The 12855-nt window shown below is 64.7% G+C and carries 12 protein-coding genes; 8 read left to right on the top strand and 4 right to left on the bottom strand.

Annotated features, from left to right (window positions below; all coding sequences use genetic code 11):
• The first annotated feature begins 46 nt into the window (after positions 1-46).
• The 5 genes from E8E95_RS25435 (at position 47) to E8E95_RS25415 (ending at position 5554) form a co-directional block, all read left to right on the top strand.
• Entirely contained in the window at positions 47-961 is a 915-nt protein-coding gene (locus tag E8E95_RS25435; RefSeq protein WP_280354822.1) for a LysR family transcriptional regulator, read from the top strand.
• A gap of 171 nt (positions 962-1132) precedes the next feature.
• Positions 1133-3673 carry a PAS domain S-box protein gene (locus tag E8E95_RS25430; RefSeq protein WP_280354821.1) on the top strand — a complete coding sequence of 847 codons (2541 nt, stop codon included), beginning with the start codon at positions 1133-1135 and terminating at the stop codon, positions 3671-3673.
• A gap of 120 nt (positions 3674-3793) precedes the next feature.
• Positions 3794-4060, top strand: a complete 267-nt coding sequence (locus E8E95_RS25425) for a PepSY domain-containing protein (RefSeq protein WP_179059695.1) — start codon at positions 3794-3796, stop codon at positions 4058-4060.
• A 3-nt stretch (positions 4061-4063) separates the two neighbouring features.
• On the top strand, positions 4064-4597 hold the full coding sequence (locus tag E8E95_RS25420) for a cytochrome b/b6 domain-containing protein (RefSeq protein WP_280354818.1): 534 nt from the start codon (positions 4064-4066) through the stop codon (positions 4595-4597).
• Between the two features lie 303 nt (positions 4598-4900).
• Positions 4901-5554 (top strand): 7-cyano-7-deazaguanine/7-aminomethyl-7-deazaguanine transporter, encoded by a 654-nt coding sequence (locus E8E95_RS25415; RefSeq protein WP_280354816.1) that lies wholly within the window; start codon positions 4901-4903, stop codon positions 5552-5554.
• A 61-nt stretch (positions 5555-5615) separates the two neighbouring features.
• Here the strand turns inward: E8E95_RS25415 and E8E95_RS25410 are convergent, their stop codons facing one another.
• From E8E95_RS25410 to E8E95_RS25395, 4 genes are all read right to left on the bottom strand, one after another.
• A complete protein-coding gene (locus tag E8E95_RS25410; protein ID WP_280354815.1) occupies positions 5616-6566 on the bottom strand; it encodes an adenosine deaminase in 951 nt (316 codons plus the stop codon).
• Between the two features lie 513 nt (positions 6567-7079).
• Complete coding sequence (locus E8E95_RS25405; protein WP_280354813.1) at positions 7080-7664, bottom strand: YigZ family protein; 585 nt, start codon at positions 7662-7664, stop codon at positions 7080-7082.
• Positions 7664-8332: a TetR/AcrR family transcriptional regulator gene (locus tag E8E95_RS25400; protein WP_280354812.1), complete on the bottom strand. Its 669-nt coding sequence runs from the start codon at positions 8330-8332 to the stop codon at positions 7664-7666. Before E8E95_RS25400 ends, E8E95_RS25405 begins: the two co-directional genes overlap by 1 nt.
• A gap of 253 nt (positions 8333-8585) precedes the next feature.
• Complete coding sequence (locus E8E95_RS25395; protein WP_280354811.1) at positions 8586-9506, bottom strand: LysR family transcriptional regulator; 921 nt, start codon at positions 9504-9506, stop codon at positions 8586-8588.
• A gap of 120 nt (positions 9507-9626) precedes the next feature.
• Here E8E95_RS25395 and E8E95_RS25390 point away from each other — a divergent pair, with 120 nt between their 5' ends.
• From E8E95_RS25390 to E8E95_RS25380, 3 genes are all read left to right on the top strand, one after another.
• On the top strand, positions 9627-10973 hold the full coding sequence (locus E8E95_RS25390; protein WP_280354809.1) for an aspartate aminotransferase family protein: 1347 nt from the start codon (positions 9627-9629) through the stop codon (positions 10971-10973).
• Positions 10973-11260 (top strand): cupin domain-containing protein, encoded by a 288-nt coding sequence (locus E8E95_RS25385; protein ID WP_120654413.1) that lies wholly within the window; start codon positions 10973-10975, stop codon positions 11258-11260. The genes E8E95_RS25390 and E8E95_RS25385 overlap by 1 nt, the downstream gene beginning before the upstream one ends.
• A gap of 100 nt (positions 11261-11360) precedes the next feature.
• Positions 11361-12855: CoA-acylating methylmalonate-semialdehyde dehydrogenase (locus E8E95_RS25380; RefSeq protein WP_280348325.1), on the top strand; the 1495-nt coding region annotated here is incomplete at its 3' end.

Here is a 12855-nt window from a genome sequence, read left to right as displayed (position 1 = left end):
AGAGAAATCGGCTAGAAAGCGACAGTCTTTCAATGAGAATTTGAAAATGCTGCGCCTCGACGATCTCGCCCTGTTCGTCAGCACCGCTGACCACGGTAGCCTCTCGGCCGCTGCCCGCAAGCTGGATGTCTCACCGGCCGTGGCCAGCGCCGCGCTCAAGCGCCTGGAGCAGCAGCTGGAGGTGCGCCTGTTCGCCCGCTCCACCCGCAGCCTGCGCCTGACGCCCGAGGGCGAGCAGTTCCTCGTCCATGCGCGCAATGCCCTGGCCAGCCTGGAAGAGGGGCAGCGGCAACTGGCGGGCGGCCGCGAAGATATCGCAGGGGTGCTGCAGCTCTCGGTGCCCTCGGATTTCGGCCGCAATGTGCTGGTGCCCTGGCTTGATGACTTCCAGCGTGAGCACCCGCGCCTGGCCATTCGCCTGCACCTCAGCGACCGGGTTGCCGATCTGTTCCGCCAATCGGTGGACATCGCCATCCGCTACGGCGAGCCGGAAGACTCCAGCCTGGTGGCGTTGCCTCTGGCCGCCGCCAATCGCCGAGTGCTTTGCGCCTCCCCCGATTACTTCGCCCGTCATGGCCGGCCGCAGCAACCTGAGGACCTGGCGGGGCACAACTGCCTGCTCTACCAGCTGGGCGGGCGCGTGCATGATCGCTGGAGCTTCAGCGAAGGGCGGCGCGAGCAAGTGGTGGCCGTGAGCGGCAACCGTATCTGCGACGATGCCGACGTCGTGCGACGTTGGGCACTGGCCGGGCAGGGGCTCATCTACAAGTCCTGGCTGGACGTGGCCGGGGATATCCAGGCCGGGCGCCTGGAACTGGCCTTGCCGCAGTACCGTGGGCAGGCCACGCCGCTGAACCTCATTTGCGCCCACCGTGCCCAGCTCAGCAAGCCGGTACGGCTGCTCCGCGAGTTCGTCCAGGTTCGCTGCGCCACGCTACTCGTCGGCGCGCCCTGGAGTTGAGTGTCGGTCGTGGCAATGCCGGCGTCTGATCGTCGAATTGCTCGGGCCTGAGGTTCCGCTATCGTCTGGATAAGCCGTGGCCTGCGTGGAGATTCCCGTGGCTGACTTGTATCCGACCTGCCTGAATCCTGCCGGGCCCGCGCCTGGCGCCTGCCGTGGGAGTGCCGGCTGATGCTGCGTAACCGCGAGCCCGGTGCTTTCCTGCCGACCTTGCTGCTGGTCTTCAGCGGTTACCTGCTGCTGGCCCTGGGGGCTGTCTGGTTGTCTCGCCAGCCCGGCAGCATTGCCACCCTCTGGTACGCCAACGCCTTCACCGTGGCCTTGCTCTGGGACCAGCCACTGCGCCGCTGGGTGCCCTTGCTGGCGGTGGCGATGCTCGCCGATCTTCTGGCCAACCTGACCTTCGGCGATGGCTTTTTACGGGCGGCGAGCTTCATTCCGCCCAACCTGCTGGAAGTGGCGCTGGCGGCGTCCCTGTTGCGGGTTAGCGGCGCGGCATTGCGGATGAACGAAAGCCCCGGGGCCTTCCTCCAGTTCATCTTTTTCGGTGCCCTGCTACCGCCATTGATGGGCGCCAGCCTGGGGGCCAGCATCCTCGCCTGGCAGGGGCTGGATTCCTTCGAACGGGGCTGGATGTACTGGGTCGAGGGCGCCATGCTCGGCGCCGTCTCGGTGTTGCCCCTGGCCGTCTGGTTGCGCCAGCACAGCGGCTGGGAGCTGATCGGCGAGCGCCGCCACCACGAACTGCTGCTCTACGTGGGGCTGGTGGTGCTGGGCACGCCCTTCGCCCTGCTGCTGTTGCCGTTCCCCTTCGTCTACCTGTCCCTGCCGCTGATAATCGCCGCAGTGCGCCTGACCTTCGCCAGCACCGCACTGCTGGTGGCGCTAGCGTCGGTGAGCGGCGGCCTGATCATTGCCATGGGCATGCTCGCGCTGCCGGTTCCGCAGGAGGGCTGGCGCGACCTGCTGATCTACCTGCCGCTGCTGCTGGCGCTGTTGCCGGCGCTGTTGCTTGCCTCGGCTTTGGAACAACTGCGTCGGCGCCGGCGCGAACTGGCGGCCAGCGAATCACGCTTTCGTGACGCCATGGACCATTCCGCCATCGGCATGGCGCTGGTGGGGCTGGATGGCCGCTGGCAGCGAGTCAATCGGGCGCTCTGCGACATGCTCGGCTATGCGGAAGAGGAACTCGCCCGCCTGAACTTCCAGGACGTCACCCACCCCGACGATCTGGAAGGCGACCTTGAACTGGTGCGCGAGGTGCTCGCCGGGCGGCGTCACAGTTACCGCCTGGAAAAGCGCTATCTGCACAAGAGTGGGCGGGAGATCTGGGGATTGCTCGCGGTATCCCTGGTGCGCGACCACGAAGGTGAGCCGCTGTACTTCATTGCGCAGATCGAGGACATCGACCGGCGCAAGCGTGCCGAGGAGCGCGAGGCGGAACTGGCGCGCCGCTATTCGGTGGCGACCGAGGCCAGCGGTGTCGGCGTCTGGGAATGGGACCTGGTCAACGATCGCCTGCTCTGGGACGAGGGCATGTATCGCCTGTATGGCCGCAGCTTGGGTGATGAACTGTCCTTCGCCGACTGGCGGGCCCATCTGCACCCGGACGATGCCAACCGCGCCGAACGCGAAGTGCTGGCCGCGCGGGAAGGCAGCCGGCGCCTGGACATCGAGTTCCGTATTCGTCGTGGCGACGGCAACCATCGCGTGCTCAAGGGACATGCGCGACTGGTCTGCGATGCCAACGGCCAGCCGCTGCGCATGGTCGGCACCAACTGGGACGTCAGCGAGCTGCACCAGCTTGCCGAGCGCCTGCGTGATGAACGCGAGCGCCTGCAGGTGACCCTCGATGCCATTGGCGACGGCGTCATCACCTCCGACCTGGAAGGCAGGGTCAGCTTCCTTAATCCGGTGGCCGAACGCCTCAGTGGCTGGAGCAGCGACGAGGCCCGGGGTCTGCCCATCGAACAGGTGTTGCTGCTGGAAGGGGAGGACGGGCGGCTGGTGCCCAACCCGGTGCGCGATTGTCTGGAGCGTGGCAGCGCGGCCAGTCTCCAGGGCCTCGCCTCGCTGCGTCACCCGGCCGGGGGTACCATCGCCCTGCGCGGTCAGGCGGCCCCCATGCGTGCGGGCGACGGCACAATGCTCGGCAGTGTGCTGGTGCTCACCGACGTCAGCGAAGCCCGCGCCATGCAGAAGCACCTGCGCTACGCCGCAAGCCACGATGCGCTGACCGGACTGCTCAATCGTTCGGCCTTCGAGGATGCCCTTGCCGAAAGCTGTCGCGAGGTCGTGCAGAACGATGGCAACAGCGTGCTCTGCTTCATCGACCTGGACCGCTTCAAGCAGGTCAACGACAACGCCGGTCACGCCGCCGGGGATGAGCTGCTGCGCCAGCTCGCCAGGCTGATGCAGGCCCAGGTCCGCGCGGGTGACCAGCTGGCGCGGCTGGGGGGCGACGAGTTCGCACTGATCCTGCGCAGTTGCCCGTTGTCCCAGGCGGAACTGCTGGCGGCGCGGCTGATCGCCCAGATCCAGGGCGTGGTTCTGGAGTGGGAAGGCCAGGAATTCCGCGTAGGCGCCAGCGTTGGCATCGCCTGCATTCACAGTGCCAACGCGCAGCCGGCGGAGCTCCTGAAACAGGCTGATACAGCTTGCTACCGGGCCAAGCATGCAGGAAGGGGTCAATTCGCGGTCGAACTTCGCTGAGATCGGCAGGCCGGCAAATGACAGCCAGCAGGGCCTGACCTACGCTCCATTGTCATGGCGGTGAATGAGAACGCCTTGCAATGTCCCCCGCATTACCACGTACGAATCGAGGTCTTTACCATGCGTAAGCTGCTCCTTCTTTCCCTGGCCCTCGTCAGCCCCCTGACCTTCGCCAAGACCGAGTGCACCACCGCCGATAAGTCCACCTGGCAAGACCAGGCCAAGTTCCAGGAAGACCTCAAGGCCCAGGGCTACGACATCAAGAAGTTCAAGGTGACCGCTGGCAACTGCTACGAGATCTACGGTTGGGACAAGGACAAGCGCAAAGTCGAGATCTACTTCAACCCGGTTGACGGCAAGGTGGTCAAGCAGGAGATCGAGGACTAATCCGTGAGCACCGAAACCGTTCGCCTCTGGGACCCGATAATAAGGATTGGCCACTGGTCCCTGGTGGCTGCCTTCATCGGTGACTACTTCCTCAACGAGGCAGGTGACGGCTGGCACCGCTGGCTCGGCTATTACGCCGTGGCGGTGGTGCTGGTGCGGCTGGTGTGGGGCTTCGTCGGCCCCGCATCTGCGCGCTGGGCGGATTTCTCGCCGCGTCCCTCGCAACTGGCGGCCCATGCCAGGACGCTGCTGAGCGGCGGCCACCTGCACCGCATGGGGCACTCGCCCCTGGGCGGGCTGGTGATGATCCTCATGCTGCTGCTGATGTTCGGCCTCGGCGTCACCGGTTTCCTGATGGAAGAAGTGGACTACTTCTGGGGCGACGACCTGCCTCGCGACATCCATGTCTTCATGGCCGATAGCCTGTTCTGGCTGGCCTGCCTGCACGTGCTGGCCGCGCTGGTGGAAAGCGTGCGCCTGCGTGAGAACCTGCCGTGGTCCATGGTGACGGGGCGACGCAAGCCGCTTCGCGACTGAGGGCCGCATCGCGGCCCTTCTCCTTTGTAGGGGCGAATTTATTCGCCATTGTAGGAGCTAGCTCGCTAGCGAAAAGTGGCCATCGCTGGCAAGCCAGCTCCTACGGGCATTGCAGCCACTTACAACACCTAATGCACACAGCGAATAAATTCGCCCCTACAGCGTTTTTGCCGCAAATGGATGCGGGCTCGGACGAAGCGTCTTTTCCTGACGCGCGGGTCAAGTTAGAATGCGCGCCGTCGTCGGCCAGGGGGCCGCGACATGGGTTCCCTCACCCCATCGGCAAAAAGGATGCGAACCACTATGCCCGCTGCAACGCCCTCGATCTGGCGCCCGGCCCTGACCGGCCTGATCGCTTTCCACATCCTCATCATCATCGCCAGCAACTACCTGGTGCAGCTGCCCATTACCCTGTTCGGCTGGCACACCACCTGGGGCGCGTTCAGCTTTCCCTTCATATTCCTGGCCACCGACCTCACCGTGCGCCTGATGGGCAAGGTGGCGGCACGCCGGGTCATCGCGCGGGTCATGGTGCCGGCGCTGCTGGCGTCCTATGTGGTGTCGGTCCTGTTCCAGGAAGCGACTTTCCAGGGCTTTGTCGCTCTCGGTGAGTTCAACCTGTTCGTCGCGCGGATTTCCCTGGCCAGCTTCCTCGCCTATGTCCTGGGCCAGGTGCTGGATATCCAGGTCTTCGACCGCCTGCGACAGATGCGCCAGTGGTGGATAGCCCCGGTGGCCTCGACCATCGCCGGCAACCTGCTGGATACCTTCGCCTTCTTCTCCGTGGCCTTCTGGCGCAGCGACAACCCCTTCATGGCCGAGCACTGGGTGGAGATCGCTACCGTCGACTATGGCGTCAAGCTGGCCATCAGCCTGGTGTTCTTCGTGCCGCTCTACGGCATGTTGCTCGGCAGCATCCTGCGTTTGCTGACGCCGCGTCCGGCAGCTTCGTTGTAGGAAACGCCGAAGCCGATCCGGTAGGGTGCGCCGTGCGCACCCTACGAATTCAGCGGCTGCCTTATTTGATCAGCCGCGCATCCAGGCTGTTCTGCGCCAGGCGCTTCGCCTGGTCCTCGGTCATGCCAAGGTGCTCGTGCAGGGCGGCGAAGTTCTCTGTCACGTAGCCGCCGAAGTAGGCAGGGTCGTCGGAGTTCACTGTTACCTTCACGCCGCGCTCCAGCATGTCCAGGATGTTGTGCTGGCGCATGTGGTCGAACACGCAGAGCTTGATGTTGGACAGCGGGCAGACGGTGAGCGGAATCTGTTCGTCGATGATGCGCTGCATCAGTTGCTCGTCCTCGACGGCGCGTACGCCGTGGTCGATGCGCTCTATCTTGAGCAGGTCCAGGGCTTCCCAGATGTACTCCGGCGGGCCTTCCTCGCCAGCGTGGGCAACGGTGAGGAAGCCTTCGGCGCGGGCGCGGTCGAACACCCGCTGGAACTTGCTCGGCGGATGCCCCTTTTCCGAACTGTCCAGGCCGACGGCGATGAAGGCGTCGCGGAACGGCAGCGCCTGGTCGAGGGTTTTCTGTGCCTCGTCTTCAGAGAGGTGGCGCAGGAAGCTGAGGATCAGCCCGGAGCTGATGCCCAGTTGTTCGCGACCGTCTTCCAGGGCCTGGCGGATGCCGGACAGCACCACTTCGAAGGGAATGCCGCGATCGGTGTGGGTCTGCGGGTCGAAGAAGGGCTCGGTGTGGATCACGTTCTGTGCCTTGCAGCGTTGCAGGTAGGCCCAGGTGAGGTCGTAGAAATCCTGCTCGGTGCGCAGCACGTCGGCGCCGGCGTAGTAGAGGTCGAGGAACTCCTGCAGGTTGTTGAAGGCGTATGCCTTGCGCAGGGTTTCCACATCGGCCCAGGGCAGCACCACCTTGTTGCGTTCGGCCAGGGCGAACAGCAGTTCGGGTTCCAGTGAACCCTCCAGGTGCAAGTGGAGCTCGGCCTTGGGCAGGGCATTCAGCCATTCGTACATGGTGGATTCTCTTCATCAGGCGGGGATGGCGGAAAGTTTACCTGTTGTTTGGGCAGATTCATTCGCCAGGGACGGGCACTCTTCGTCTGGTTGGTTCTGTTCGTTTTTTGATCAGCCTTCCGCAAGGCTCGCCAGCCTTGGGCTGCGGCGGATACTCCCAAGCTTATCCACAGTCTTTTCCCCGTTGGGGGTGGACAAGGTTGGACCTGCCGAGCGCTTGCCGCTCTGCATTGGTGCGCGGAGGAATGCACCGCAAATCAGATGCTTATGTTTGGGGCAGGGGATAAGTCGGCTACTGGGCAAAAAGCGAACAGTTCTCGCTAAGCCGCGCAGCTGCGGCGTTCCAGGAAAAAGCCCACGAGTTATCCACAGCGGGCTCCACAGAAAATGTGGGTGGCGCAGATAGGGGCACGCTCACCCGTGGGGTCGATTTCAATCGACAAGGGCGGCGTAGCTGCCTCCTCGGAGGGTGAATGGCCGAACCTTCGGTCCGGTTGGCGAATGAATTCGCCCCTACAGGCGCTTCACGCCAAGCCGGCCCCGGCTGATATCCCGCAGGACCTGCTCCAGCCTGGTGATCTGGCTTTCGGGGAGTGCCAGCACCAGTTCCGCGCCTTCGGCATCGAAGGCTTCGCTTTCCACCAGGGCTTCGAACTCGCTCAGGCGCGCCTTGAGCAGGGGGAGCTCGGCAAAGCCGGGGTGACAGCTGATGCGGCTGCGCGCCACCAGTTCGACGCGCTGGCCACCTTGCAGGCATTTGGCGGCGCTGCCGCCATAGGCGCGGGCGAGGCCGCCGGTGCCGAGCTGGATGCCCCCGTAATAGCGGATCACCAGTACGGCCACCTGGTCGCAATCCTGGCCTTCGATGGCCGCGAGGATGGGGCGGCCGGCGGTGCCGCCGGGTTCGCCGTCGTCGCTGAAACGGTACTGGTTGCCCAGCTTCCAGGCCCAGCAGTTATGCGATGCGCCGGGCTCGGAAAAGCGTGCGATGAAGGCCTGCGCTTCCTCGACGCTCGCCACTGGAGCGGCGTGGGCGATGAAGCGGCTCTTCTTGATCTCCTCGCGGTATTCGGCGGGAGCGGACAGCGTGTAAGGCATCAGGCGGTCGCGGGCGGAGTCAGGCCGCAGCCCTTGAGGATGATCTGGATGAGGTTCTGCGTGGCCGCTTCGAAGTCTTCCTTGGTCAGGCGCTTGCGGCCGGTGACGCGGCAGATCTGGGTGTTGAAGTCGGCGTAATGCTGGGTGCTGCCCCAGAGCAGGAAGATCAGGTTGACCGGGTCCACCGGGTCCATCTTGCCGGCGGCGATCCAGGCTTCGAACACGCCCGCGCGCCCCTTGAACCAGATGCGATAGTCCTGATCGAAGTGCTCAGCCAGGCAGCCGCCGCCGCTGATGATCTCCATGGCGAAGATTTTCGAGGCCAGTGGATGGCGACGGGAAAACTCCATCTTGGCGCGGATGTAGCGGGCCAGCGCCTCGGCCGGATCATCTTCGGCGGTGAGGGCGTTGAAAGTGCTGTCCCAGAGTTCCAGGTGGTTGCTCAACACCGCGATGTACAGCCCCAGCTTGTTGCTGAAGTAGTAATGCAGGTTGGCCTTGGGCAGCCCGGCGCGCACGGCGATGGTGTTCATGCTGGTGCCTTTGAATCCGTGGCGGGCGAACTCTTCCTCGGCAGCCGCAAGTATCAGTTCTTCGTTCTTCTGACGGATGCGTCCGACGGGTTTCGCGGAAGGATTCGGGCTGTGGGCGGGCACCAGTGAGGTCATAGGCTTCCTGATTCTTATAGGGAAATGGCGTCTGCACAGATACCCCAAGCCTGGCCTGTCCGACAAGCCAAAACTGTTGCGCCGGTCAGGTTATCCACGGATTTTTCGGGGCTGCACCGAAATAGGGCCGGATCCCACATGAATCCGCATAAGGCGGTAGGGTGGATGTCGCTTTTTACATCCACCAGCGAGGCCAGGCCAGGCGCTGAAGGTGGATCGGTGAAGCGTGATCCACCCTACGAGACCCGGTTCCTCAACTGGTTGCGGCCAGCGCTTCGAGGAAACTCTCCAGCACCAGGTGCGGCCGGCGACCCTTGCGGGTTACCGAGGCCAGGGACAGGTCATAGAAGCGACTCGCCGGTTTCAGCGCCCGCAGGCGCCCCTGTTGCACCCAGAAGCTGGCGTAGTGGTCCGGCAGGTAGCCAATGTAGCGCCCGGTAAGGATCAGGAAGGCCATGCCCTCGCGGTCCGAGGCGCTGGCCGTGCTGTTGAGCACCTGGTAGTGCGACTGGATATCCGCCGGCAGGCGGAAGGTGGGGGCGATGGCGTCCTGCTGGTTCAGGCGTTCGTCGCTCAGTTGCGCGTCGTCGGCATAGAACAGCGGGTGGCCGACGGCGCAGTAGAGCAGCGAACGCTCGCTGTACAGCGGCTGATACTCCAGGCCGGAGAGGGCGGCGGTCTGCGGTACCACGCCGACATGCAAGCGCCCGTCGAGTACCCCTTGCTCCACTTCGCTGGGCGGCGTCATGCGGATGTTGATCTGCACATCTGGCCCGAGGGTCTTGAGGCGGGCGAGGGCGTTCGTTATGCGCATGTGCGGCAGGGTCACCAGGTTGTCGGTGAGGCCGATGTTCAGCTCGCCGCGCAGGTGCTGGTGCAGGCCATTGACCTCGGTGCGGAAGGTTTCCAGTGCCGCCAGCAACTGCATCGACGACTGGAACACCTCGCGACCTTCCTCGGTCAGCGCGAAGCCGGCGCGGCCACGCTGGCACAGGCGCAGGCCGAGGCGTTGCTCCAGGTCGCTCATCTGCTGGCTGATGGCCGAGCGGCCGATGCCCAGCACGCTCTCGGCAGCGGAGAAACCGCCGCATTCCACCACGCTGCGGAAGATGCGCAGCAGGCGGATGTCGAAATCGCTGACCTGCGCCAGCGGCTCGGGGCGGCGGCTGCTCATGGTTTAGTAACCTCTGATCTAAAGATAAGTAAAGTTGGATTTTCGTGACTTTATGCCCGTGGCAATGTCGGCAGCAAGTAGCGCGTCGTTCCTCAGAACAAGACACTTTCGAGGCCATACATGAACATGCCGCAGACCGCCCAGCTTCCCCTCGCCAGCCAGCTCAAGCTGGACGCTCACTGGATGCCGTTTTCCGCCAACCGCAACTTCCAGCGCGACCCGCGCCTGATCGTCGCCGCCGAAGGCAGCTGGCTGATCGACGACCAAGGCCGCCGCATCTATGACAGCCTTTCCGGCCTGTGGACCTGCGGTGCCGGTCACTCGCGCAAGGAAATTCAGGAAGCCGTGGCCAAGCAGCTCGGCACCCTCGACTACTCCCCGGGCTTCCAGTACGGCCATCCGCTGTCCTTCCAACTGGCCGAGAAGATCGCCAACCTGACCCCCGGCGAGCTGAACCACGTGTTCTTCACCGGCTCTGGCTCCGAGTGCGCCGACACCTCCATCAAGATGGCCCGCGCCTACTGGCGCCTGAAAGGCCAACCGCAGAAGACCAAGCTGATTGGCCGCGCCCGCGGCTACCACGGTGTGAACGTCGCGGGCACTGCCCTGGGCGGCATCGGCGGCAACCGCAAGATGTTCGGCCAACTGATGGACGTCGATCACCTGCCGCATACCCTGCAGCCGGGCATGGCCTTCACCAAGGGCGCAGCCGAAACCGGCGGCGTGGAGCTGGCCAATGAACTGCTGAAACTGATCGAACTGCATGACGCGTCCAACATCGCCGCAGTGATCGTCGAGCCGATGTCCGGCTCCGCTGGTGTGATCGTGCCGCCGGCCGGCTACCTGCAGCGCCTGCGCGAAATCTGTGATCAGAACAACATCCTGCTGATCTTCGACGAAGTGATCACCGCCTTCGGCCGCATGGGCACCATGACTGGTGCTGAATACTTCGGCGTGACCCCGGACCTGATGAACGTGGCCAAGCAGGTCACCAACGGCGCCATCCCCATGGGCGCGGTGATCGCCAGCCGCGAGATCTACCAGACCTTCATGAACCAGGCGACGCCCGAATACGCCGTCGAGTTCACCCACGGCTACACCTACTCCGCACACCCGGTCGCCTGCGCCGCTGGCCTGGCCGCCCTGGACCTGCTGGAGAAGGAAAACCTGGTGCAGCAATCCGCCGAACTGGCCCCGCACTTCGAGAAAGCCATCCACGGCCTGAAAGGTGCCAAGCACGTCATCGACATCCGCAACTGCGGCCTGGCCGGTGCCCTGCAGATCGCCCCGCGTGATGGCGACGCCATCGTCCGTCCGTTCGAGGCCGGCATGGCTCTGTGGAAGGCTGGCTTCTACGTGCGCTTCGGTGGCGACACCCTGCAGTTCGGCCCGACCTTCAACGCCAAGCCGGAAGAACTCGACCGCCTGTTCGATGCCGTCGGCCAGGCCCTGCAGGGCGTGAACTGATGAGCCAGCGTCCCCAGGCCGTACCCACTGTGCAGGTGGATAACGACGAAGTGATCGTCACCGAGTGGCGCTTCGCCCCCGGTGCCGAAACCGGTCGCCACCGCCATGGTTATGACTACGTCGTGGTGCCGATGACCAACGGCACCCTGCTGCTGGAAACCCCGGAGGGCGACAAACACGCCCCCCTGGTGGCCGGGCAGAGCTACTTCCGCAAGGCAGGCGTCGAACACAACGTGATCAACGCCAGCGACCACGAAGTCGTCTTCGTGGAAACCGAAATCAAGTAATGCACGGTCTGCCCCCTCTCCCTCTGGGAGAGGGCTGGGGTGAGGGAAGCCACCTCCCCTGCGGACCTACCGGACAAAAGCCCTACAAGAGACCCCGCCCATGAGCCTCATCCCGCACCTGATCAACGGCGAACGCATCGACGACCAAGGCCGCACCGCGGACGTGTTCAACCCGTCCACCGGCGAAGCCCACCGCAAGGTCGGCCTGGCCAGCCGCGCCACCATCCAGCAGGCCATCGACGCCGCCAAGGCCGCGTTCCCGGCCTGGCGCAACACCCCGCCGGCCAAGCGCGCCCAGGTGCTGTTCCGCTTCAAGCAACTGCTGGAGCAGAACGAAGCGGTGATCTCCAAGCTGATCGCCGAAGAGCACGGCAAGACCCTGGAAGACGCCGCCGGTGAATTGAAGCGCGGCATCGAGAACGTCGAGTACGCCTGCGCCGCCCCGGAAATCCTCAAGGGCGAATACACCCGCAACGTCGGTCCGAACATCGACGCCTGGAGCGACTTCCAGCCGCTGGGCGTGGTCGCCGGCATCACCCCGTTCAACTTCCCGGCCATGGTGCCGCTGTGGATGTACCCGCTGGCCATCGCCTGCGGCAACACCTTCATCCTCAAGCCCTCCGAGCGTGACCCGAGCTCCACCCTGCTGATCGCCGAGCTGTTCCATCAGGCCGGCCTGCCCAAGGGCGTGCTGAACGTGGTCAACGGCGACAAGGAAGCCGTGGACGCGCTGATCGAAGCCCCGGAAGTGAAGGCCCTGAGCTTCGTCGGCTCTACCCCCATCGCCGAATACATCTACGCCGAAGGCACCAAGCGCGGTAAGCGCGTGCAGGCCCTGGGCGGCGCCAAGAACCACGCTGTGCTGATGCCCGACGCCGACCTCGACAACGCGGTCAGCGCACTGATGGGTGCCGCCTACGGTTCCTGCGGTGAGCGCTGCATGGCCATCTCCGTAGCCGTGTGCGTAGGCGACCAGATCGCCGATGCCCTGGTGGACAAGATCGTTCCGCAGATCAAGGGCCTGAAGATCGGCGCCGGCACCAACTGCGGCCTGGACATGGGCCCGCTGGTCACCGCCGCTGCCCGCGACAAGGTGGTCGGCTACATCGACGACGGCGTCGCTGCCGGCGCCAAGCTGGTGGTGGATGGCCGTGGCTACCGCGTGGCCGGCCATGAAGATGGCTACTTCGTTGGCGGCACCCTGTTCGACCACGTCAAAGCCGACATGCGCATCTACCAGGAAGAAATCTTCGGCCCGGTGCTCTGCATCGTTCGCGTCGGCAGCCTGGAAGACGCCATGCAGCTGATCAACGACCACGAGTACGGCAACGGCACCTGCATCTTCACCCGCGACGGCGAAGCCGCCCGCCTGTTCTGCGACGAGATCGAAGTGGGCATGGTCGGTGTCAACGTGCCGCTGCCGGTCCCGGTGGCCTACCACAGCTTCGGCGGCTGGAAGCGCTCGCTGTTCGGCGACCTCCACGCCTACGGCCCGGACGGCGTGCGCTTCTACACCCGCCGCAAGGCCATCACCCAGCGCTGGCCGCAGCGCGCCAGCCACGAGGCGGCGCAGTTCGCCTTCCCCAGCAACGGCT

Source organism: Pseudomonas sp. BN414, from assembly GCF_029871275.1.
Taxonomy (GTDB): domain Bacteria; phylum Pseudomonadota; class Gammaproteobacteria; order Pseudomonadales; family Pseudomonadaceae; genus Metapseudomonas; species Metapseudomonas resinovorans_C.
Note: the sequence above shows the minus strand (reverse complement) of the source record. Positions and strands in the feature narration are given on the sequence as shown.

Bases quoted from the DNA above. Each gene is read 5' to 3' on its own strand.
- E8E95_RS25435 (WP_280354822.1), top strand. From the start codon at position 47: ATGCTGCGCCTCGACGATCTCGCCCTGTTCGTCAGCACCGCTGACCAC.
- E8E95_RS25430 (WP_280354821.1), top strand. From the start codon at position 1,133: ATGCTGCGTAACCGCGAGCCCGGTGCTTTCCTGCCGACCTTGCTGCTG.
- E8E95_RS25425 (WP_179059695.1), top strand. From the start codon at position 3,794: ATGCGTAAGCTGCTCCTTCTTTCCCTGGCCCTCGTCAGCCCCCTGACC.
- E8E95_RS25415 (WP_280354816.1), top strand. From the start codon at position 4,901: ATGCCCGCTGCAACGCCCTCGATCTGGCGCCCGGCCCTGACCGGCCTG.
- E8E95_RS25410 (WP_280354815.1), bottom strand. From the start codon at position 6,566: ATGTACGAATGGCTGAATGCCCTGCCCAAGGCCGAGCTCCACTTGCAC.
- E8E95_RS25405 (WP_280354813.1), bottom strand. From the start codon at position 7,664: ATGCCTTACACGCTGTCCGCTCCCGCCGAATACCGCGAGGAGATCAAG.
- E8E95_RS25400 (WP_280354812.1), bottom strand. From the start codon at position 8,332: ATGACCTCACTGGTGCCCGCCCACAGCCCGAATCCTTCCGCGAAACCC.
- E8E95_RS25395 (WP_280354811.1), bottom strand. From the start codon at position 9,506: ATGAGCAGCCGCCGCCCCGAGCCGCTGGCGCAGGTCAGCGATTTCGAC.
- E8E95_RS25390 (WP_280354809.1), top strand. From the start codon at position 9,627: ATGAACATGCCGCAGACCGCCCAGCTTCCCCTCGCCAGCCAGCTCAAG.
- E8E95_RS25385 (WP_120654413.1), top strand. From the start codon at position 10,973: ATGAGCCAGCGTCCCCAGGCCGTACCCACTGTGCAGGTGGATAACGAC.